Source organism: Streptomyces sp. NPDC015220 (assembly GCF_043079345.1).
GTDB lineage: Bacteria > Actinomycetota > Actinomycetes > Streptomycetales > Streptomycetaceae > Streptomyces.
Genome location: NZ_JBIBUK010000006.1, coordinates 204,913 through 223,973, shown reverse-complemented (window position 1 = coordinate 223,973; position 19,061 = coordinate 204,913). Strand labels below are relative to the sequence as shown.

General features: G+C 73.2%; 16 protein-coding genes. 13 read left to right on the top strand and 3 right to left on the bottom strand.

Annotated elements, in window-relative coordinates:
* Nucleotides 1-183: 183 nt before the first annotated feature.
* Together ACF061_RS16260 and ACF061_RS16255 are read right to left on the bottom strand one after the other, a co-directional pair.
* Entirely contained in the window at nt 184-2,508 is a 2,325-nt protein-coding gene (locus tag ACF061_RS16260; RefSeq protein ID WP_392267516.1) for a SpoIIE family protein phosphatase, read from the bottom strand.
* Nucleotides 2,505-2,918 (bottom strand): STAS domain-containing protein, encoded by a 414-nt coding sequence (locus tag ACF061_RS16255; protein WP_392267515.1) that lies wholly within the window; start codon nt 2,916-2,918, stop codon nt 2,505-2,507. Before ACF061_RS16255 ends, ACF061_RS16260 begins: the two co-directional genes overlap by 4 nt.
* Before the next feature lie 571 nt (nt 2,919-3,489).
* Here ACF061_RS16255 and ACF061_RS16250 point away from each other — a divergent pair.
* Nucleotides 3,490-4,905, top strand: coding sequence for a fibronectin type III domain-containing protein (locus tag ACF061_RS16250; RefSeq protein WP_392267514.1), 1,416 nt, complete (start codon nt 3,490-3,492; stop codon nt 4,903-4,905).
* A gap of 602 nt (nt 4,906-5,507) precedes the next feature.
* Here the strand turns inward: ACF061_RS16250 and ACF061_RS16245 are convergent.
* A complete protein-coding gene (locus ACF061_RS16245; RefSeq protein ID WP_392267513.1) occupies nt 5,508-6,113 on the bottom strand; it encodes an NADPH-dependent FMN reductase in 606 nt (201 codons plus the stop codon).
* 151 nt (nt 6,114-6,264) lie between these two features.
* Here ACF061_RS16245 and ACF061_RS16240 point away from each other — a divergent pair, with 151 nt between their 5' ends.
* From ACF061_RS16240 to ACF061_RS16185, 12 genes are all read left to right on the top strand, one after another.
* Entirely contained in the window at nt 6,265-7,113 is an 849-nt protein-coding gene (locus tag ACF061_RS16240) for a helix-turn-helix domain-containing protein (protein WP_392267512.1), read from the top strand.
* Nucleotides 7,114-8,015: 902 nt separating this feature from the next.
* Nucleotides 8,016-8,345 carry a TcmI family type II polyketide cyclase gene (locus tag ACF061_RS16235; protein WP_392267511.1) on the top strand — a complete coding sequence of 110 codons (330 nt, stop codon included), beginning with the start codon at nt 8,016-8,018 and terminating at the stop codon, nt 8,343-8,345.
* Entirely contained in the window at nt 8,342-9,613 is a 1,272-nt protein-coding gene (locus ACF061_RS16230; protein ID WP_392267510.1) for a beta-ketoacyl-[acyl-carrier-protein] synthase family protein, read from the top strand. The genes ACF061_RS16235 and ACF061_RS16230 overlap by 4 nt, the downstream gene beginning before the upstream one ends.
* Nucleotides 9,610-10,827 carry a ketosynthase chain-length factor gene (locus ACF061_RS16225; RefSeq protein ID WP_392267509.1) on the top strand — a complete coding sequence of 406 codons (1,218 nt, stop codon included), beginning with the start codon at nt 9,610-9,612 and terminating at the stop codon, nt 10,825-10,827. The genes ACF061_RS16230 and ACF061_RS16225 overlap by 4 nt, the downstream gene beginning before the upstream one ends.
* A gap of 90 nt (nt 10,828-10,917) precedes the next feature.
* The gene (locus ACF061_RS16220; protein ID WP_392267508.1) at nt 10,918-11,187 is read left to right on the top strand and encodes an acyl carrier protein; all 270 of its coding nucleotides are present in this window, start codon (nt 10,918-10,920) and stop codon (nt 11,185-11,187) included.
* 12 nt (nt 11,188-11,199) lie between these two features.
* A complete protein-coding gene (fabG, locus tag ACF061_RS16215; RefSeq protein ID WP_392267507.1) occupies nt 11,200-12,015 on the top strand; it encodes a 3-oxoacyl-ACP reductase FabG in 816 nt (271 codons plus the stop codon).
* Between the two features lie 89 nt (nt 12,016-12,104).
* A complete protein-coding gene (locus ACF061_RS16210; protein ID WP_392267506.1) occupies nt 12,105-13,037 on the top strand; it encodes an aromatase/cyclase in 933 nt (310 codons plus the stop codon).
* Between the two features lie 2 nt (nt 13,038-13,039).
* The gene (locus ACF061_RS16205; protein ID WP_392267505.1) at nt 13,040-14,476 is read left to right on the top strand and encodes an FAD-dependent monooxygenase; all 1,437 of its coding nucleotides are present in this window, start codon (nt 13,040-13,042) and stop codon (nt 14,474-14,476) included.
* Nucleotides 14,467-15,147: an antibiotic biosynthesis monooxygenase family protein gene (locus ACF061_RS16200; protein WP_392267504.1), complete on the top strand. Its 681-nt coding sequence runs from the start codon at nt 14,467-14,469 to the stop codon at nt 15,145-15,147. Before ACF061_RS16205 ends, ACF061_RS16200 begins: the two co-directional genes overlap by 10 nt.
* Nucleotides 15,148-15,161: 14 nt before the next feature.
* The gene (locus ACF061_RS16195) at nt 15,162-16,790 is read left to right on the top strand and encodes an FAD-dependent monooxygenase (protein ID WP_392267503.1); all 1,629 of its coding nucleotides are present in this window, start codon (nt 15,162-15,164) and stop codon (nt 16,788-16,790) included.
* Nucleotides 16,787-17,488 (top strand): S-adenosylmethionine synthetase N-terminal domain-containing protein, encoded by a 702-nt coding sequence (locus ACF061_RS16190; RefSeq protein WP_392267502.1) that lies wholly within the window; start codon nt 16,787-16,789, stop codon nt 17,486-17,488. The genes ACF061_RS16195 and ACF061_RS16190 overlap by 4 nt, the downstream gene beginning before the upstream one ends.
* Before the next feature lie 627 nt (nt 17,489-18,115).
* Entirely contained in the window at nt 18,116-18,952 is an 837-nt protein-coding gene (locus ACF061_RS16185; RefSeq protein ID WP_392267501.1) for a nuclear transport factor 2 family protein, read from the top strand.
* Nucleotides 18,953-19,061 lie beyond the last annotated feature (109 nt).

Below are 19,061 nucleotides of genomic sequence, written 5' to 3'. Positions count from 1 at the left end.
CGGAACCGCGGCCGCGGGTGTCCGGCTGCCTCCCGCGAGGACAGGACACCCGGGAGGTGCCCCCGCCTCTGCCCGGCAGGAGCGGGTGACCGTCTGTCCGGCGGCCTGTGTCCCGCGTACGGTGACGGACAAGGCCGCCAGGAGCGAACCCGCCACGGGGTACGCGAGCGCCTCCGGCTCACCCTATGCATCGTCTCCCGCCGCAGGGGCGCCAGGCGCCGGCGGGGCTTCATCGGGCTGACGCGCATTCCTACCGCGTTCGCGTGCTCCGCTGCCTTCGTGCGGCGCTGCAACGGCGGTCAGGACGAGGGCGGCCTGGTCGTCGTCTATGCCACGGGTGCCGGTGAAGGCGTGGAGTGCCTGGGTCAGAGCGGCGACGACGTCCTGGGCGGTGTGCGGTGTGGGAAGGTCGCGCCCCAGGACGTCGGCGAGGCGTTCCTCGCTGAATTGCTGCCGGTGGTCGTTGCGGGCCTCGGTGATGCCGTCGGTGTAGAGCAGCAGGCTTTCGGCAGGTTCGAGGCGCAGGTGGTGGACGGGCAGGTGTGGGTCGGCGGCGATACCGATGAGGGGGCCTTCGGCGTGCACGGGGCGGGCGGGGCCGCGGCCGTCGATGAGCAGGGGGAAGGTATGGCCGGCGCGGACGAGGTCGATGTCGAGGCCGCCGCCCTCGGCGGGGGTGAGGTGACCGTAGACCAGGGTGACGAAGCCGGTGCCGTGACCGTCGGGCCGGTCGAGGAGGGCCTGGTTGACGGCGTGGACGACTGCATCGGGGCCGGGCAGGAGAGGGGCGACGGCCCGCGCGGTGTGCCGGACGAGGGCGGTGGTCGTGGCGGCGACGGCGCCGCGTCCGCAGACGTCGCCGAGCATGAACGCCCATCGGCCGTCCTTGAGAGGGAAGGCATCGTAGAAGTCACCGCCGACGTCGAGTCCTTCACCGGCGGGGTGGTAGTACGTGGCGACCTCGGCACCCGGCAGTGAGGGGGCCTGGGGCAGCAGGAGGCCGGCTTGCAGATCGCGGGCGAGGGCGACGCGCTGGGTGTACTGGCGGGCGTTGAGAGCGGCCAAGGCGGCGCGCCGGGCGAGCTCCTCGGCCAGAGCGACGGTGTGTCCGTCGAAGGTGCGTTCGCCGGCGGACAGCAGGGTCAGGGTGCCGAAGACGCGGTCCCGGTCGTGCAGGGGCACGCACAGGTAGCCGGTGACCTTCAGCTCCTGCCAGGGGCCGGGTCCGGTGGGGGCGCGGCGGGCCACTTCGCTCAAACCCGTGGCCATTACGCGGGCGACGGCGTCGTCGTCGGCGTCGTAGACGGGGATGTGGGAGGCGAGGAACCGCTCGTCCTCGTGGGTGGCCGCGGCGGTGGCGACGCGGCGTACGCGGCCGCCGTCGATGATGTCGACGGCGCACAGCGGGGCCAGGACCGGCACGCAGCTTGCCGCCAGACGCCGCAGCGTCTGCGCGTAATCCAGATCGGCGGACAAGGCCGTGCTGGTCTCCAGCAGGAAGGCCAGGTCGGCGCGAGCCGCCTTCTCCCGGGCTTCGGCGGCCAGGCGGGCCTGCTCGGCCCGGTGGCGCTCTATGGCAAGGGCGGCGGTGTCGGCGAACATGCGGGCCAGGGCCAGGTCGGTTTCCTGCGGTGCGCGCGGAACGCGGTGGTACATCGCGAAAGTGCCCAGCAGTGAGCCGTCACGGGCCAGGATCGGGGTGGACCAGCAGGCCGCCACGCCGGCTGCGTTCGCCAGGTCACGGAAGTCCTCCCAGAACGGGTGGGCGGCGATGTCACTGACGATGACCGTCTGACGGCGGTATGCGGCGGTGCCGCAGGAGCCGACGCCCTCGCCCATGGCGATGCCGTCGATCGCTTCGTTGTAGAAGGCGGGAAGGCTTGGGGCGGCACCATGACGCAGGCGTCGGCCGTCGGCGTCGGCGAGCAGGACGGAGACACGGAGCTCCTCGGGGGCGAGGTCCTCGATGACACGGGCCATGCCCTCCAGAACCTGCCTGAAAGGGGCGTGCCGGGCTATCTGCTCCAGCAGCGCCCGGTGCTCGGCTGTCAGCCGCTGAGCGTGTTTGACCTGGGTGGTCTCCACGCCGATCACCCGCACCCCGGTGACGGTGCCGCCAGTGTCCGTACGGGGCTCGTAGGTGAAGTCGAAGAACGCCTCCCTCGCGCCGGGCCCTTCGCCGAGCAGTACCCGGGCGTCACGACCGGTGTAGGGCCTGCCCGTGCGGTAGACCTTGTCCAGCAGGGCGAGGAAGCCCTGCTCGGCCAGTTCGGGCATCAGCTCGCCCAGCGGCACCCCGGTGCGGGCCCGCTCGCTGCCGCCGATCGCGGCGAAGAAGGCGTCATTGGCAGCCTCGACCATGTGCGCGGGCCCTGCCAGGGAAGCGAAAACGGCCGTGGACTGACCGAACAGAGCCCGCAGATCTTCCTCCGCCGCGCCCTCGGTGGTCCGACCGGTGCCGTACTGTCCGGTCCGGGAAGGGCGCTGCTTCGGAACGCCGGTCGTCATCCTGCCGCCTCCGTGTCGCCGCCTGCACCGCGGACCATGTGTTCCTGAAGACTGCCCTCAGGCGCGCCGACACCGGTGACGAGGGCATCCTGCACTGTCTCATGCACGGCGATGGCCTGGTCCAGACCTGTCAGCATGAACATCCGCGCCAACGCGCCGGGCAAGGCCGCCAGACGCAGTGTGCCCCCGCGCGCGGACAGCCGCTGGTAGATCTGGACCAGACAGCTGATGCCGGTGGAGTCGCAGAACTCCAAAGCGGCGCAGTCGACCACCACCAGGCGTGGCTGCTCCGGCCCGGCGAGCACCGCATCGGCCGCCTCCCGCAACTGCACGGCGCTGTCGAGATCCAGATCACCGCGCAGCACGAGCACACACGCCTGCACGCCCAGCCTCACATCCACCGAGAACACCCAGCCGCCTCCACAATCGCCTGCCGCAGGTACCTCCCCGATGATAAGGACGGCGCGGCCACCGTCGAGCCACTGCCCAGCCCCCGGCGGTGACTGCCCCCAGCGACGGAGTCCGGCGCGGCCAGTGTCGAACCACTGCCCGGACCCCGCGGCGACTGCCCCCAGCGACGGAGTCCGGCGCGGCAGCCCGCAGCCCTTCACGATCCGGCCGTACCGCCGGCGGCTCCGGATGCCGACGGACACGGCCGCGCGCGTGCTTACGGAAGGCGATGGGGCGGATCCGCTGGGTAGGGGCCTTCCTGGCCGACGACCTCGTGGCTCCGTGCACCGAACACGGCCGCCCTGCAGTCCCTCTTCTCCGCAAGCGGGACGCATTGCCACCCGGACTCTCCGAGACGACCCTGAGCCGCTTTCGAGCGGTTCTTCACTGCCATCAGCAGCACGCTCGCCTGGACCCACAAACAGCGGCCGGCCGCCAAACCGCCTGTCGCAAGCGCTCTTTGAATGCCACTATCGGGGCGGCATACACGCCTTGTCCTCATCTCCCCGTCGGAAGTGTGAGCATCCGTAGATGCGAATATCCCTCGGCGCGGCGCGCCGTACAGGTGGTGCGGCCGTGCTCTCCTTGGCCACAGCCCTGGCCGGACTCGCTTTCCCCGCGACCGCGCATGCGGCCGTGACCTGCTCGGCCGGCGTGTGGAAGGCCCAGTACTACGCCAACACCACCCTCTCCGGCACTCCGAAGGCCACCGTATGCGATACCGCCATCGCCGAGAACTACGGCTATGGTGACCCCTCCGGAGTGACCCTGCCGAGCGACTACTTCGGCGTCCGCTGGACCAGCACCCGAAACTTCGGCTCCGGCGGCCCCTTCGACCTGAGCGTCGCCGTCCAGGACGGCGCCCGCGTCTACATCGACGGCCACCGCAAGATCGATCTGTGGCGCAACGTCAGCTCGACCCAGCGGAAGACCGTCCGCCTCACCATGCCGCGTGGGACGCACACCCTGCGGGTGGACTTCGCCGCCTTCACCGGCACTGCCAACATCTCCTTCTCCTACAAGCCGGTCATCAGCGCCACGTACGACAAGACCGCCCCGCTGGCCCCGGTCGGCGTGAAGCCCAGTTACTCGGCGTCCACCCTGAAGACGACCCTGACCTGGTCCCGCAACTACGAGATGGACCTGGCCGGCTACCGCGTCTACCGCCGCATCGCCGGCACCAGCGGCTGGAGCCTGCGCAACTCCACCCTGATCACGGGCACCACCTTCACCGACGCGCCCCTGGCCACCGGCGCCACCTACGAGTACGCCCTCCGCGCCGTCGACCGCTCAGGAAACGTCTCCGCGCTGTCCGCGGTGACGAGCGTCATCAGCGCCGACAGGACGGCCCCCGCCGTGCCCACCGGGCTCACGGCCAGGTACGACCCGTCCGCCGGCGCCCGGCTCGCCTGGTCCCCGGTGAGCGGGGTGAGCTCCTACGAGGTGCAGCGGGCCGTCGCGCCCGAGGGGCCGTTCGCCTCCGTCGGCACGCCCACGCCGAGCACCGCCCTGACCGACCCGTCCGCCGCCGTGGGCACGACCTACTACTACCGCGTGCGGGCCAAGGACAGCGCGGGCAACGCCTCCGCGTACTCCGCGCGCGTCCGGCTCGACGCCACCGAGGCCGAGCCGCTGCCGCCGACGGCCGTCTCCGCGAACGGCTGGGTCGACCGCAACACCGTCGGCTGGCGGTACGACGGTGACGCGTCCCACCGGTTCCACGTCTATGCCGCCGAGTCGGCCTCCGGTCCGTGGACCCGGTTGACCGAGACGCCGGTCACCGGCCCCGGCTACGACGACTACGCGGCGCCCGTCGGCGTGGTGCGCTACTACCAGGTCAGGACGGTCACGACTCTCGGCACGGAGTCGGACCCGTCAGCGACGGCCTCGGCCACCCGCACCGGCGACGTCACCCCGCCGCAAATGATATCGACGATGGCGCCCTGACGCCCCGCTCGATGCCTCAGCCCCCGCCGTCCGGACGCCTCATGCTCCCGGACGGCGGGGGCCTTCGCGTCCGAGGACGGCGGTGCGATCAGGGTGACGGCTCCGCCGTGGCCCGGCGCGCGCCCGTCGGTTTCACCGGCGTGAGGTACTGCCTACGCCGCCGCCCATTCCGGTCCCGGTACTCCACAGCACTTTGACGTCTTCCCTGTTCAGGGGCGGTTTGGGCGAGTGCGGTGGGCTGGGTTCCGGCCCGTGTCGCCGCATCTCGACGAGCGCCGCCGTCGGCTCTGCCCGGCCGGCGAGGCGGCGGGGCCACGGTGGGATCACCCTGGTGACTGCTGCTTCCGGAGCCGGCACCGCCACCGTCGCTCGCGGCATCACCGAACTGGCCGGAGACCCGGCCCCGAGGAGGAGGGGCCGGGTTGGGGAAGGAAACCCGCGTACGGCTGCCGGACGGCTGCGGTGACGCCGCGCGCATGCGGACGTCGCACAACTGCTGCTGCGGTCACCGTCCGGCGTAGAGCGGAGGAACCGCGGGCGGCCGACCGACACTCCGGATACCGCCGGCCCGGGCGCGGGCTGTCGGCCGGGGCCGGTGAGGGCTACCGGTCAGCGACCTGCGGGCGGTCGCGGCGGGCGTCGTGGAGTACCGAGCCCCACCAGAGGAGCTGGTCGAGCATGGCTCGTGCGGCGTCCTCGGGGCCCTGTGGGTCCCGGAGCGTGCCGTCGGGGGAGAAGAGGAGGTAGTAGCTGGGGAAGGCGACGTAGTCGCGCACGGTGTGGGCGTGCAACTCGTTGAAGACCTGCCGCAGTTGCTCGATCGCCAGCAGACCGCCGCTGAGGCCGCTGTAGCCGACGAAGCCGATCGGCTTGGCCTTCCACTGGGTGTAGTGCCAGTCGATGGCGGCCTTGAGGGACGCGGGGAAGCTGCGGTTGTAGTCGGGCGTCACGATGACGACCGCGTCGGCGGCGTCGAGTCGCTGGGTCAGTTCGGCCATGCCCTCGGGGCGCGGCAGGTCGGGCTGCAGGGCCGGCGGGGTGGGCGGCAGCGCGAGCGGGAGGTCGACGTCCGCCAGATCGATCAGGTCGATCGTGAACTGGTCGTGGCGCTTGGCCTGTTCGACGAACCAGCCGGCCACCACCGGGCCGAAGCGGCCCTCCCGGACACTGCCGACGATCACTGCGAGATTCAGCCGTTCGCTGGACATGGTTGTGCTTCTCCTACCGAGGGTGAGGCTGCCCCGGACCGGGGCCTGCGCGCCCCACGGTTCCGGACGGACGGCGGACGAGGGAGGCCGGGCGGAGGGTGGTAGTGGCAGGGCCACGATCCGCCGGAGCGGCCGGTGTTACGTTCGCGGGATGAGCGACAACGAGCTCGGCCTCTTCCTGCGGCTGCGCCGGGAAGCCGTCACACCGGCCGAGGTGGGACTACCCACCGGTCCGCGCCGCCGTACGCCGGGACTGCGTCGCGCGGAACTGGCGACGCTCGCCGGGGTGAGTGTCGAGTACGTCACCAGGCTGGAGCAGGGGCGGGACCGCCGGCCCTCGGTGCAGGTGCTGGCGGCCCTGGCGGACGCACTGCTCCTCACCCCTGGCGAACGGGTCCACCTGCACCGGCTCGCCAAGGGCGCCGACCCCGGCTTCAGTTGCCGGGGCGGGGCGGGACCGAACAGGGCGGTGAGGCCCACGGTGCGGGCACTGCTGCGGCGGCTGGAACCGGCGCCCGCCGTGCTGGTGAACCGCTTGAGCGAGATCCTGGCCTGCACGGACGGGTACCGGCGGCTGGCCGAACCGCTCGGCCTGCTGGACGGCGTCCGGCCCAGCCTCGCCCGTTTCGTCTTCACCGACGCGCGGGCGCGCACGGTCTACCCGGACTGGGACACCGTCGCCGACGAACAGGTCGCGGCCCTCAAACAGGGGCCGGGGCAGACCGACGTCCATGTCGGCACACTGATGGACGAGTTGACGGTGTCCTCCGGGGAACCGTTCGCCAGCCGGCTGCGGACGCTGCCGGGGCTGCCGCGGGCGAACGGGGTGGTGCGCATGGTCCACCCGCAGGTGGGAGAGGTGCGACTGGCGTACGAAACGCTCGGCCTGCCCGCCGACGACGACCAGCAGCTCGTCGTCCACCTGCCGGCCGACGACGCGAGCGCCACTGCGCTCGACCGCCTCACCGGCCGCCGCCCAGGCGCCCTGCGGGCGGTCTGAGCGGTACCGTCCGCGTCGAAGAGGCGTCTTCCGCCGCCGACCGGTCCGGAAGGGGCGGGCGCGGGTTGCTCGACACGGGCGGATACGCGTCTGAGTCCACCCACCTCGTCGGGAGGCGCCCCGGCGTGGCCGTCGTCCACCGCACGGGACTCCGGCCGACCGAGCTGGAACCGTTCACTTCCCGGCTTCCGCCCCGCTCCCGGTGTCGCGGCGGTGGCGGCGCGCACGGGCCGGACCCGGTCGAGGCGGGTGGCTTCAGGCTGGGTGCTCCGCGGGACGGGGCCGGGATCGAGTACCTCGTCCTCACTTCGGGCTCCGGCCCGGGCACCTTCCGACGCCGCGCACCTGCCGCGGTTCCCCGCTCGCCGGGCCGGAGCACGCCCTCGTCGGCAGCACGGAAGTGAAGGTCGGCGACCGGTGGCATCCACCGGTCGCGGAAGCCGAGCGCGAACCGCTCGGTGTCCGCAGTGCCGACGACGCCCCCGCCGATCCCGCCCGGCCGTCGGCGGAGGCGAGCGGCGGTTCGAGACGCCGGCCGGGGCGGCCGAGCGGGCACGGCGTCACTTCGTGGTCGGGCACGGATGCCGCCGGCCACAGCCGCTCTCGGCCGTACGGACGTCACGGCACCGTCATCTCCCGCCGCGGTCGGCCGAACCGACACGCGCACGACGCTCGTCTGACGTTTCCCTGTCCTTGCCGCCGGTTCCTGTGCAGCCCGTGTACAAGATGACGCAGTCCTGAACAGGCTCGCCTTGATCGGCTGTTGGCGGCCGATGAGGCTTGAGGCTGGGAATCGGGACGCCACTTCCCTCCCGTCGGCCCCCTTGATGCCGGACCGGTCCTCGCACGGTCGGCCCCTGTACGCCTGCCGTCGGCACGCCCTCACCGAAGGAGTAGCACGTATGCACAGCACCCTGATCGTCGCCCGTATGTCGCCCGAGGCCAGTACCGAGGTGGCGCAGCTGTTCACCGCGTTCGACACGACCGAGATGCCGCACCGGATGGGAACCCGGCGCCGTCAGCTCTTCTCGTACCGGGGACTGTACTTCCACCTCCAGGACTTCGACACCGCCGACGGAGGAGAGCGGATCGAACAGGCCCGCAACGACCCGAGGTTCATCGGCATCAGCAACGACCTGAAACCCTTCGTCGAGGCCTACGACCCCGCCACCTGGCGCTCCCCGGCCGACGCCATGGCCTCCCGCTTCTACTCCTGGGAGGCTTCCGCATGACGGCGCGCCGCGTGGTCGTCACGGGCGTGGAGGTCCTCGCGCCCGGCGGGATCGGCACCAAGGACTTCTGGAACCTGCTCAGCGAGGGCCGGACCGCGACCCGGGGCATCACCTTCTTCGACCCCACGCCGTTCCGCTCCCGGGTGGCGGCCGAGATCGACTTCGACCCCTACGCCCACGGACTCACCCCCCAGGAGGTCCGGCGCATGGACCGGGCCGCCCAGTTCGCCGTGGTCGCGGCACGCGGCGCGGTCGACGACAGCGGGATCGACCTGACGGCGCTGGACCCCCACCGGGTCGGTGTCACGATCGGCAGCGCCGTCGGCGCGACGACCGGACTCGACGCGGAGTACCGGGTCGTGAGCGACGGAGGCCGGCTCGACCTGGTCGACCACACCTACGCCGTGCACCACCTGTACGACCACTTCGTCCCCAGTTCGTTCGCCGCGGAGGTCGCCTGGGCCGTCGGGGCGGAGGGGCCGGGCACCGTGGTGTCGACCGGATGCACCTCCGGCATCGACTCCGTGGGCCACGCCGCCGAACTGATCCGGGAGGGCTCGGCGGACGTGATGGTGGCGGGGTCGTCGGACGCGCCGATCTCCCCGATCACCATGGCCTGCTTCGACGCCATCAAGGCCACCACCCCCCGTTGCGACGATCCGGCCACCGCCTCGCGCCCCTTCGACAAGACCCGCAACGGGTTCGTGCTGGGGGAGGGCGCCGCCGTCTTCGTCCTGGAGGAGCTGGAGAGCGCGCGCCGCCGTGGCGCCCACATCTACGCGGAGATCGCCGGCTACGCGACCCGCAGCAACGCCTACCACATGACGGGCCTGCGCCCCGACGGTGCCGAGATGGCGGAGGCGATCCGCGTCGCCCTGGACGAGGCCCGGCTCAACCCGGACGACATCGACTACGTCAACGCCCACGGTTCGGGCACCCGGCAGAACGACCGGCACGAGACGGCCGCCTTCAAGCGCAGCCTCGGCGACCACGCAGGCCGGGCCCCGGTCAGCTCCATCAAGTCCATGATCGGGCACTCGCTGGGCGCGATCGGTTCCCTGGAGATCGCCGCCTCGGTCCTGGCCATGGAGTACGACGTCGTGCCGCCCACCGCCAACCTGCACACCCCCGACCCGGAGTGCGACCTCGACTACGTCCCCCTGTACGCCCGGGACCAGCTGACCGACGTGGTGCTCACGGTGGGCAGCGGATTCGGCGGCTTCCAGAGCGCGATGGTGCTCGCCGAGCCGGGACGGAGGCGGATATGACCGGCACCGCGGTGGTCACGGGGCTGGGCGTCGCCTCGCCCAACGGGCTGGGCACGCCCGCGTACTGGGCGGCGACCCTGGCCGGCCGCAGCGGCATCGGCCGGATCACCCGCTTCGACCCCGGCCGTTACCCGGCCCGGCTGGCCGGTGAGATCAACGGGTTCGTGGCCGAGGACCATCTGCCGAGCCGGCTGATCCCGCAGACCGACCGGATGACCCGGATCGCCCTGGCCGCCGCCGACTGGGCCCTCGCCGACGCGGGCGTGCGCCCCGGCGAGCTGCCCGAGTTCGACATGGGCGTGGTCACGGCGAGCGCCTCCGGAGGCTTCGAGTTCGGCCAGAACGAACTGCGCAAACTGTGGAGCCAGGGCAGCCAGTACGTGTCCGCGTACCAGTCCTTCGCCTGGTTCTACGCCGTCAACAGCGGCCAGATCTCCATCCGCAACAACATGAAGGGGCCCAGCGGCGTGGTCGTCGGCGACCAGGCCGGAGGCATCGACGCCCTCGCACAGGCCCGCCGGCAGATCCGCCGGGGCACCCGGCTGGTCGTCTCCGGCGCGGTGGACGCCTCCCTGTGCCCCTGGGGCTGGGTCGCCCAGCTGGCGGGCGGCAGACTGAGCACCGGCGAGGACCCCGACCGGGCCTACCTGCCCTTCGACCGGGCGGCGCGCGGGCACGTACCCGGCGAGGGCGGTGCCCTCCTCGTCCTGGAGGAGGCGGAGGCGGCCCGCGCCCGGGCTGCGCACGTGTACGGCGAGATCGCCGGGTACGGCGCCACCCTCGATCCGAAACCGGGCTCGGGGCGTCCGCCCGGACTGCGCAAGGCCGTCGAGATCGCCCTCGCCGACGCGGGGACGGACGCCGCCGACGTGGACGTCGTCTTCGCCGACGCGGCCGGCGACCCCGGCCTCGACCGGGCGGAGGCGGAGGCCCTCACCGCCGTCTTCGGCCCCCGGGGCGTCCCCGTGACCGCTCCGAAGACCATGACCGGACGCCTGTACTCCGGCGGGGCCCCGCTCGACGTGGCCGCCGCCCTGCTCGCCATCCGGGACGGAGTCGTGCCGCCCACCGTGCACAGCGATCCGGCGCCGGAGTACGACCTCGACCTCGTCCTGGACCGGCCGCGCACCCTGCCCGTGCGCACCGCCCTGGTGCTGGCCCGCGGCCACGGCGGCTTCAACTCATCCCTGGTGGTCCGCCGCGCCGCACGGTGACCGCACCGGTCCACCGTCCCCTTCCCGCTCCTCACCGAGAGTTCCGCTTCCCATCCAAGCCCCGCTTCCCATCCGACGAAAGGACCTTTGGTGGCCACCGACGTTTTCACCCCCGAGGCGCTGCGGCGCATCCTGCTGGAAGCCGCCGGCGCCGACGAGACCGTCGACCTGGACGGCGACATCCTCGACACCGACTTCACGGCCCTGGGCTACGAGTCCCTGGCCCTGCTGGAGACGGTCGGCTGGATCGAGCGGGAGTACGGCGTCTCGCTCGACGACGACGTGCTCTCCGAAGCCCCCACCCCCCGGACCCTGGTCGACCTCGTCAACGAGCGGCTGTCGGCCGCCCGGGCCGCCTGAAAGGGGATCACCATGACGACCGAGACGACCGCGGATTCCCGGACACCCGAACCGACCGCGCCGGTCGCGCTCGTGACCGGCGGTACCAGCGGCATCGGGCTGGCCGTGGTCCGGCTGCTGGCCGCCGGCGGACACCGCGTGTTCCTCGCGGCCCGCGACGCCGACCGGGTCTCCGCGATCGTGAAGGAACTGACCGCCGGGGGACTGGAGGTGGACGGCACCGCCTGCGACGTCCGGGACCGGGCCGCCGTGGAGCACCTGGTCCGAGCCGCCGTGGACCGCTTCGGCAGCATCGACGTCCTCGTCAACAACGCGGGCCGGTCCGGCGGCGGCGTCACCGCCGACATCGAGGACGCACTGTGGGAGGACGTCCTGGAGACCAACCTCACCAGTGTCTTCCGGGTGACCAGGGAGGTGCTCAACGCCGGCGGCCTGCGGCACAAGTCCCGGGGCCGGATCATCAACATCGCCTCCACCGCCGGGAAGCAGGGCGTGGTCCTGGGCGCCCCCTACTCCGCCTCCAAGCACGGCGTGGTCGGCTTCACCAAGGCACTGGGCAACGAACTCGCGCCCACCGGCATCACCGTGAACGCGGTGTGCCCCGGCTATGTCGAGACGCCGATGGCCCAGCGGGTGCGCCAGGGGTACGCCGCCGCCTACGACACGACCGAGGAGCGGATCCTCGAGAAGTTCCGGGCGAAGATCCCGCTCGGCCGCTACTCCACCCCCGAGGAGGTCGCCGGGCTGGTGGGCTATCTGGTCTCCGACAGTGCCGCCTCCATCACCGCGCAGGCGCTCAACGTCTGTGGCGGACTCGGCAACTTCTGACCGGACCCCGGGACACCGCCGAACCCGCCACACGCCGGGCCCCCGCACCGCACCCCCGCACCCGCCGCATCCGCCGAGGAGACACCGCCATGACGACCCGCGAGGTCGAGCACGAGATCACCGTCGGCGCGCCCGCGCCCGCCGTCTACCGGCTGCTGGCCGACGTCGCCCAGTGGCCCCGTATCTTCCCGCCCACCCTCCACGTCGACCAGGTGGAGCGCGGCGGGACCGAGGAACGCATCCGCGTCTGGGCGACCGCGGGAGACGGGGCGAAGAGCTGGACGTCCCGCCGCACGCTCGACGCGGACGCGCTGCGCATCACCTTCCGCCAGGAGATCACCGCACCGCCGGTGGCCGCGATGGGCGGCACCTGGATCATCCAGCCCGTCTCGGACGGCACCGCCCGGGTACGACTGCTGCACGACTACCGCGCCGTCGACGACGACCCCGACTCCCTCGCCTGGATCGACCGCGCCGTGGACCACAACAGCCGCACCGAACTGGCCGCGCTCAAGGACAGCCTCGAACGCGCCCACCACCACGAGGAACTGACCTTCTCCTTCACCGACAGCGTGACCGTCGCCGGCGCCGCCAAGGACGCGTACGACTTCGTCAACGACGCGGGGCTGTGGCCCGAGCGGCTGCCGCACGTCGCCTCCGCCCGCCTGACCGAGGACACCCCCGGGCTGCAGACCCTGGAGATGGACACGCGGGCCAAGGACGGCTCCACGCACACCACCAAGTCGTACCGGGTGACCTTCCCGCACCACCGCATCGCCTACAAACAGGTCACCCTTCCGGCCCTGCTGACCCTGCACACCGGGCTGTGGACCTTCGAGGAGTCCCCGGAGGGCACGGTCGCCTCCTCCCAGCACACCGTGACCCTGAACCCGGACAACCTGGCTGTGCTCGGCCCGGACGCCACCGTCGAGGACGCCCGCGCCTACGTCCGCGGCGCGCTCAGCGCCAACAGCCTCGCCACCCTCGGCCACGCCCGCGCGTACGCCGAAGGGAAGGCCTGACCGTGACCGAGGCCCGGCTGGACACCCAGGTCGTGGTGGTGGGCGCGGGACCCGTGGGCCTGCTGCTCGCCGGTGAACTACGGCTCGGCGGCGCCGAGGTCGTCGTACTGGAACGCCGGCCGGAACCCACCACCGAGTCGCGCGCGTCCACGCTGCACGCCCGCACCATGGAGATCCTCGACAGCCGCGGTCTGCTCCCGGCCCTCGGCGACCCGCCGCGGCAGACCCGGGGACACTACGCCGGGATCCCCCTGGACCTCACCCTGCCCGGCCCGTACGCCGGGCAGTGGAAGGTCCCGCAGTACGACACCGAACGGCTGCTGGAGCAGTGGGCGCGCGCCCTCGGCGCCGACGTCCGGCGCGGCCACGACGTGCACGCCGTCACCGCGGATGCCGCCCCCTGCGTGGAGACGGCGGCCGAGGGCCCGGGCGGCGCCCTGCGGGTGCGGAGCCCGTACCTCGTCGCGTGCGACGGCGAGGACAGCACCGTACGCCGGCTGCTGCACGCCTCCTTCCCCGGGCACGACGCCCGGCGGGAGCTGGTCCGCGCGGACGTCGCCGGTGTCGACGTGCCGGATCGGCGTTTCGAGCGGCTGCCCGACGGCTTCGCGGTGGCGGCCCGCCGGACGGACGGGGTGACCCGCGTCATGGCGCACGAGTTCGGCGTCCCGCCCCGACCGCGCACCGGCCCACCGGAGTTCGCGGAGATCGCCGAGGTGTGGAAGCGGGTGACCGGCGAGGACATCGGCGGCGGCACCCCGCTGTGGGTGAACGCCTTCGACGACACCAACCGTCAGCTCGACGCCTACCGGCACGGCCGCGTCCTGTTCGCCGGGGACGCCGCCCACCGTCAGATGCCCATCGGCGGCCAGGCGCTCAACCTCGGCCTGGCGGACGCCTTCAACCTCGGCTGGAAACTGGCCGCGCACGTCACCGGCCGCGCCCACCCGGACCTGCTCGACACCTACCACCGCGAACGGCACCCGGTGGGCCGGCGCGTCCTGGCCGGCATCCGCGCCCAGGCGCTGCTGCTGCTCGGCGGCCCCGAGGTGCGGCCGTTGCGTGAGCTGATGACCGAACTGATCGCCCTGGAACCGGTGCGCGCCCACCTCGCCGGACTCATCAGCGGCCTCGACGTCCGGTACGACGTCGGCGGCCCCGCCCACCCCCTGCTGGGAACACGCCTGCCGCACCTGGTCCTCGACACCCCCGGCGGGCGCATCAGCACCACCGAACTGCTCCGGGCCGGCCGCGGACTGCGGCTCGGCGGGCCGCACGGCGGCCCGGGTCCCGGCGCCGACGGCCCCGTGCTGGTACGCCCCGACGGTCACGTCGTACGGGCAGGACCGGAGCGGGCCGACGACGAGACGACGGCACGCGCCCGCTGGTTCCCGGCCGGCGTCACCCTCCCCACCACGGAAGGAACACCATGCCCCTGATCTCGCCCGACGACGGCCACCTCACCGTCTTCAACCTGTTCGAGACCGACACCCGCGCCCTCCAGGACGACGTCCTCGACGCGATGCGCGACATCATCGACCACGCGGACTACCCGGGCTGGATCTCCTCCACCCTGCACGCCGGCATCGACAGCCCCGGCACCGCCAACTACATCCAGTGGCGCAGCCTCGCCGACCTCGAAGCCCGCTACCAGGGCCAGAGGTTCCAGCAGAAGACCGTGCCGCAGTTCCACGAACTGGCGCGGACCGTTCGCCTGTTGAAGACCGAGCTGGAGTTCACCCAGCATCACCCGGGGCTGGGCGACGGCATTGAGATCTCGCCCGACCGGGACGACTACACCGTCCTGATCGTCCTCGACACCACCCCCGACCGGCAGAAGGAACTCCTCCACACCCTCGCGAAGCCCGACGAGTGGATCACCACCGTGCCCGGCTACCGCTCCCACACCTACTTCCGCGGCCTGGACGGCACCTTCGTCGTCAACTACGCGCAGTGGGACAGCAAGGAGCTGTACGACGCCTTCCACCACCTCCCCGAGGAGCAGCGCCCGGCGGACGTCCGCGCCGGACGCGTCCGCGCCCGGGAGCTGGTCACCGGGCGCCAGGCCAACACCTACCGGGTCACCCACTCGCGTTCCGCGACGGGCTGAGGGAGGAGGCGGCCATGGACACGGACGACACGGAAGGCACGGATGGCGCTCAGGGCGTCCACGCCACTCACGGCGCTGAGGGGACCCACGGCACCGACTACGCCCACGACACGGACGTCATCGTCGTCGGCGCCGGGCCGACCGGTCTGATGCTCGCCGGCGAACTGCGCCTGGGCGGCGCCCGGGTGACCGTCGTCGAACGGCTCGCCGCACCGGCCGGGCAGTCCCGCGGCCTCGGTTTCACCGCCCGCGCCATGGAGGTCTTCGACCAGCGGGGATTGCTGCCCCGCTTCGGCCGCGGCCCGGTTCCGCCGATCAGCCCGGTGGGCCACTTCGGCGGCGTCCGGTTCGACTACACGGTCCTGGAGGGCGCCCACTTCGGGGCCCGCGACATCCCGCAGTCCGAGACGGAGGCGGTGCTGGAGGAGTGGGCCACGGAACGGGGGGCGCGCGTCCGGCGGGGCCGGGAACTGACCGGTCTGACCGCGGACGACACCGGCGTCGAGGCCGTCCTGCGCACCCCGGCCGGCACCGAACGGCTGCGCGGCGCCTACCTGGTGGGCTGCGACGGCGGCCACAGCACGGTCCGGGACCTGGCCGGCTTCGGCTTCCCGGGCACCCCCGCCACCCGCGTGATGTACCTCGCCGACGTCGCAGGCCGCGCCGTACGCCCCCGGCCGCTCGGCGAACGGCTGCCGAACGGCATGGTGATGGCCGCACCCCTGGGGGACGGCGTGGACCGGATCATCGTCTGCCCGCACGGCTCCCCGCCGGACGCCCGCACCGGACCGGTCGGCTTCCCGGAGGTCGCCGCCGCTTGGCGGCACATCACCGGTGAGGACATCAGCGACGGCCACGCCCCCTGGGTCAGCTCCTTCACCGACGCCACCCGGCAGGCCGACCGCTACCGGCGCGGCCGCGTCCTGCTCGCCGGGGACGCCGCCCACATCCACCTGCCCGCCGGCGGCCAGGGCCTGAGCACCGGGGTGCAGGACGCCGTCAACCTGGGTTGGAAGCTGGCCGCCGTGGCGCGAGGCACCGCACCGGAGTCCCTGCTCGACACCTACGACGACGAACGGCGCCCGGTCGGCGCCCGGCTGCTGATGAACACCCGCGCCCAGGGCCTGATCTTCCTCGGCGGCGCCGAGGCGGACCCGCTGCGCGACCTGTTCACCGAACTGCTGGAGCACGACGACGTCAAACGCCATCTGGCGGGTGTCGTCAGCGGACTCGACGTCCGCTACCCGGCCGGACCCGGCCACCACCCGCTGCTCGGGCGCCGCGTCGGACACCGCGAACTCGCCGGAGGGACGGGCGGCACCAGCACCACCGAACTGCTCCACCCGGCGCGCGGCGTCCTGCTCGACCTGGCCGACGAACCGGCGGTCCGGACCGCCGCCACAGGCTTCTCCGACCGGGTCACGGTAGCCACCGCCGTACCCGAACCCGTGGACGGCACCGACCCCCTCACGGGTACCGCCGCGCTGCTCGTCCGGCCCGACGGCCACGTCGCCTGGGCGGCGCCCGGCACCGGCGACCCGTCGGCCGGCCTCGAAGACGCGCTGCGGGCGTGGTTCGGCCCGCCTCGTGCCCCCGCCGACAACTCCCCGACCTCCCCGGCCTCCCCGACCAAGGAGGCATGATGGCCTCACGCCTGTTCACCTCGGAGTCCGTGACCGAGGGGCATCCCGACAAGATCGCCGACCAGATCAGCGACACCGTCCTGGCCGCGCTCCTGCGGCGGGTCGATGCGAGTACGCGTTCCAGCCGGGACGATGAGCGGCGTGCCGGCGGGGACACGGACTCCGGCCGGCGCGCCGACGAGGGCACGTTTCTCGACCGGCGCGCCGACGAGGGCGGGCGTCTCGCTGGGAGCGGGGAGCGGCGTGCCGGCGCGGGCACCGGCTCCGGCCGGCGTGTCGATGAGGGCTCGCGTGCCGTTCGGCATGCGAGCGAGGGCACGCGTTCCGCTCGGCGCGCGGGTGAGGGCACGCGTTCCGTCCGGAGGGACGACCGGCTCGCCGGCGGTGGCACACGCCCCGTTCCGGGCGGGGCCACCGGACGGGAGCGGCCGGTCGACGTGGGGCGCACGGCGTCGGCCGGCGGGTCCGGCCGCGGTCCCGTGCTTCCGGCCCTGCCCGGTCGGCTGGTGCCCTGGGCCGGGAACATCGGTGCGGCCGGAGCGGGCGGCGGCGAAGACGCCGGACGGCTCCCCGCCGGGGGCGACCGGACCGGCACGCCGGGCCCCCGCCCGGCCGGCGGATCCGCCCGGCCGCGCTCCGGGAGGCCGGCGGGCGGCGTACCGTTCCCCGGGGCGGCCGCCGCCGGGGGAGCGGCGTGAGCCGGGCGACCGTGGCCGCCGGACGGACGGCGGGGACGGCACCGCCACCCGTGTCCCAGGACGTGCGCCGCATCGAACTGGACACGGTCGGCACCGTCCTGTCCGCCCTGCTGAGCGAACCCGCGCGCGGTGCGCCGCGGGCGACCGTCGTCGCGGTCCACGGTGGCGGTCTGCGTGCGGGCTACTTCGACGGGCAGGCCCGTCCGGACGTGTCCCCGCTGACCCTCGGCACCCGGCTCGGCTGCTCCGTGCTCGCCGTCGACCGCTCCGGTCACGGCGGGCCGGCGGCAGCCCGCCGGGCTGCCGCCGGCCGCGCAGTCCGTACTGCTGCGGGCGGCCCTCGACGACTTCACGGCCCGTCACCCGGCCGGCGCGGGGCTGTTCCTGCTCGGCCACTCCTTCGGCGGAAAACCCGCCCTGCGGGCCGCCGCCGGACTTCCGGTGCCCGGCCTGGACATCTCCGGGTGCCGTCACCGCCCCGCCGTACCGCTCACCGTTCCGCGGGCGCACCACGGGGCCTCGGCATGGACCCGGTACTGGGGGCCGCTCGGCCTCTACCCACCGGGTACGTTCCGGGAGTGCGAGGCCCTGACGGTGCCGGTGCCCTCCCAGGAGGCGGCCGAACCCGTGCACTGGCCACGGTACTTCGCCCGGACCGCGCCGTTGGTCAGGGTCCCGGTGCGGCTGACCTTCGCCGAGCACGAGCGCTGGTGGCGGCACGGTGCGGAGGACCTGGCCGACCTGGCGGCCCGGTTCACCGGGTTCCCACGCGTCCTGGTGGAGCGGCAGCCGGCCGCGGGCCACGACGTCAGCCTGGGCTGGGCGGCCCGCTCGTACCACCTGCGCGCCCTGGCCTTCCTGGAGGACTGCGTGACCCGTTCCGCACCGCGCCGGCTCCCGTACCGCACACCGTCGTACCGCCCGCAGACACCCGACCCCGCCGCTTTGGAAGGGAACGCCATGTCCACCACCTCCGTGCCCGCCTCCACCTCCCTGTCCGAGGAACTGGAGACGCTGCGCGGCCAGGTGCGGCTGCTCGTCGACCGCGCCGAACTGACCGCCCTGGCCGACCGCTACCTCGCCCACCTCGACCGCGACCGGGACCGCGACGACTGGTTCGGCTCCGTGTTCACCGAGGACGCCCACCTGGTCTTCCCGATGGGCGAGTACCGGGGGACCGCCGGACTCGCCCAGTTCCAGCAGATGGCCCGCACCACCTTCGAGCGGACCCACCACCAGGGAACCAACTACGCCGTCGACATCGACGGTGACCGCGCCCACATCCGGGCCCACCTCACGGCCGTCCACGTCGAACGGGCCGCGGAACCCGGTGCGCACTTCGACATCGGCGGCCACTACGAGGCCGAGGCCGTGCGTACCCCGGACGGCTGGCGGCTGTGCCGCTTCGTCTTCGACCTCGTCTGGCACGCGGGCAGCGGGCCACTGACCGGGGACGGCCACTGACCGCTCCACCCGACTGCCCCGGGGCACGGCGGGCGGCCCCACGTCCGGGACCCCACCGGCCGCCCCACCCCGGCCGGCCGCCACCGCAACCGTGCCCGGCCGCTCTGCG

Coding starts and splice junctions, on each gene's coding strand:
- ACF061_RS16260 (WP_392267516.1), bottom strand. CDS start 2,508: ATGACGACCGGCGTTCCGAAGCAGCGCCCTTCCCGGACCGGACAGTAC.
- ACF061_RS16250 (WP_392267514.1), top strand. CDS start 3,490: ATGCGAATATCCCTCGGCGCGGCGCGCCGTACAGGTGGTGCGGCCGTG.
- ACF061_RS16245 (WP_392267513.1), bottom strand. CDS start 6,113: ATGTCCAGCGAACGGCTGAATCTCGCAGTGATCGTCGGCAGTGTCCGG.
- ACF061_RS16240 (WP_392267512.1), top strand. CDS start 6,265: ATGAGCGACAACGAGCTCGGCCTCTTCCTGCGGCTGCGCCGGGAAGCC.
- ACF061_RS16235 (WP_392267511.1), top strand. CDS start 8,016: ATGCACAGCACCCTGATCGTCGCCCGTATGTCGCCCGAGGCCAGTACC.
- ACF061_RS16230 (WP_392267510.1), top strand. CDS start 8,342: ATGACGGCGCGCCGCGTGGTCGTCACGGGCGTGGAGGTCCTCGCGCCC.
- ACF061_RS16225 (WP_392267509.1), top strand. CDS start 9,610: ATGACCGGCACCGCGGTGGTCACGGGGCTGGGCGTCGCCTCGCCCAAC.
- fabG (WP_392267507.1), top strand. CDS start 11,200: ATGACGACCGAGACGACCGCGGATTCCCGGACACCCGAACCGACCGCG.
- ACF061_RS16210 (WP_392267506.1), top strand. CDS start 12,105: ATGACGACCCGCGAGGTCGAGCACGAGATCACCGTCGGCGCGCCCGCG.
- ACF061_RS16200 (WP_392267504.1), top strand. CDS start 14,467: ATGCCCCTGATCTCGCCCGACGACGGCCACCTCACCGTCTTCAACCTG.
- ACF061_RS16195 (WP_392267503.1), top strand. CDS start 15,162: ATGGACACGGACGACACGGAAGGCACGGATGGCGCTCAGGGCGTCCAC.
- ACF061_RS16190 (WP_392267502.1), top strand. CDS start 16,787: ATGATGGCCTCACGCCTGTTCACCTCGGAGTCCGTGACCGAGGGGCAT.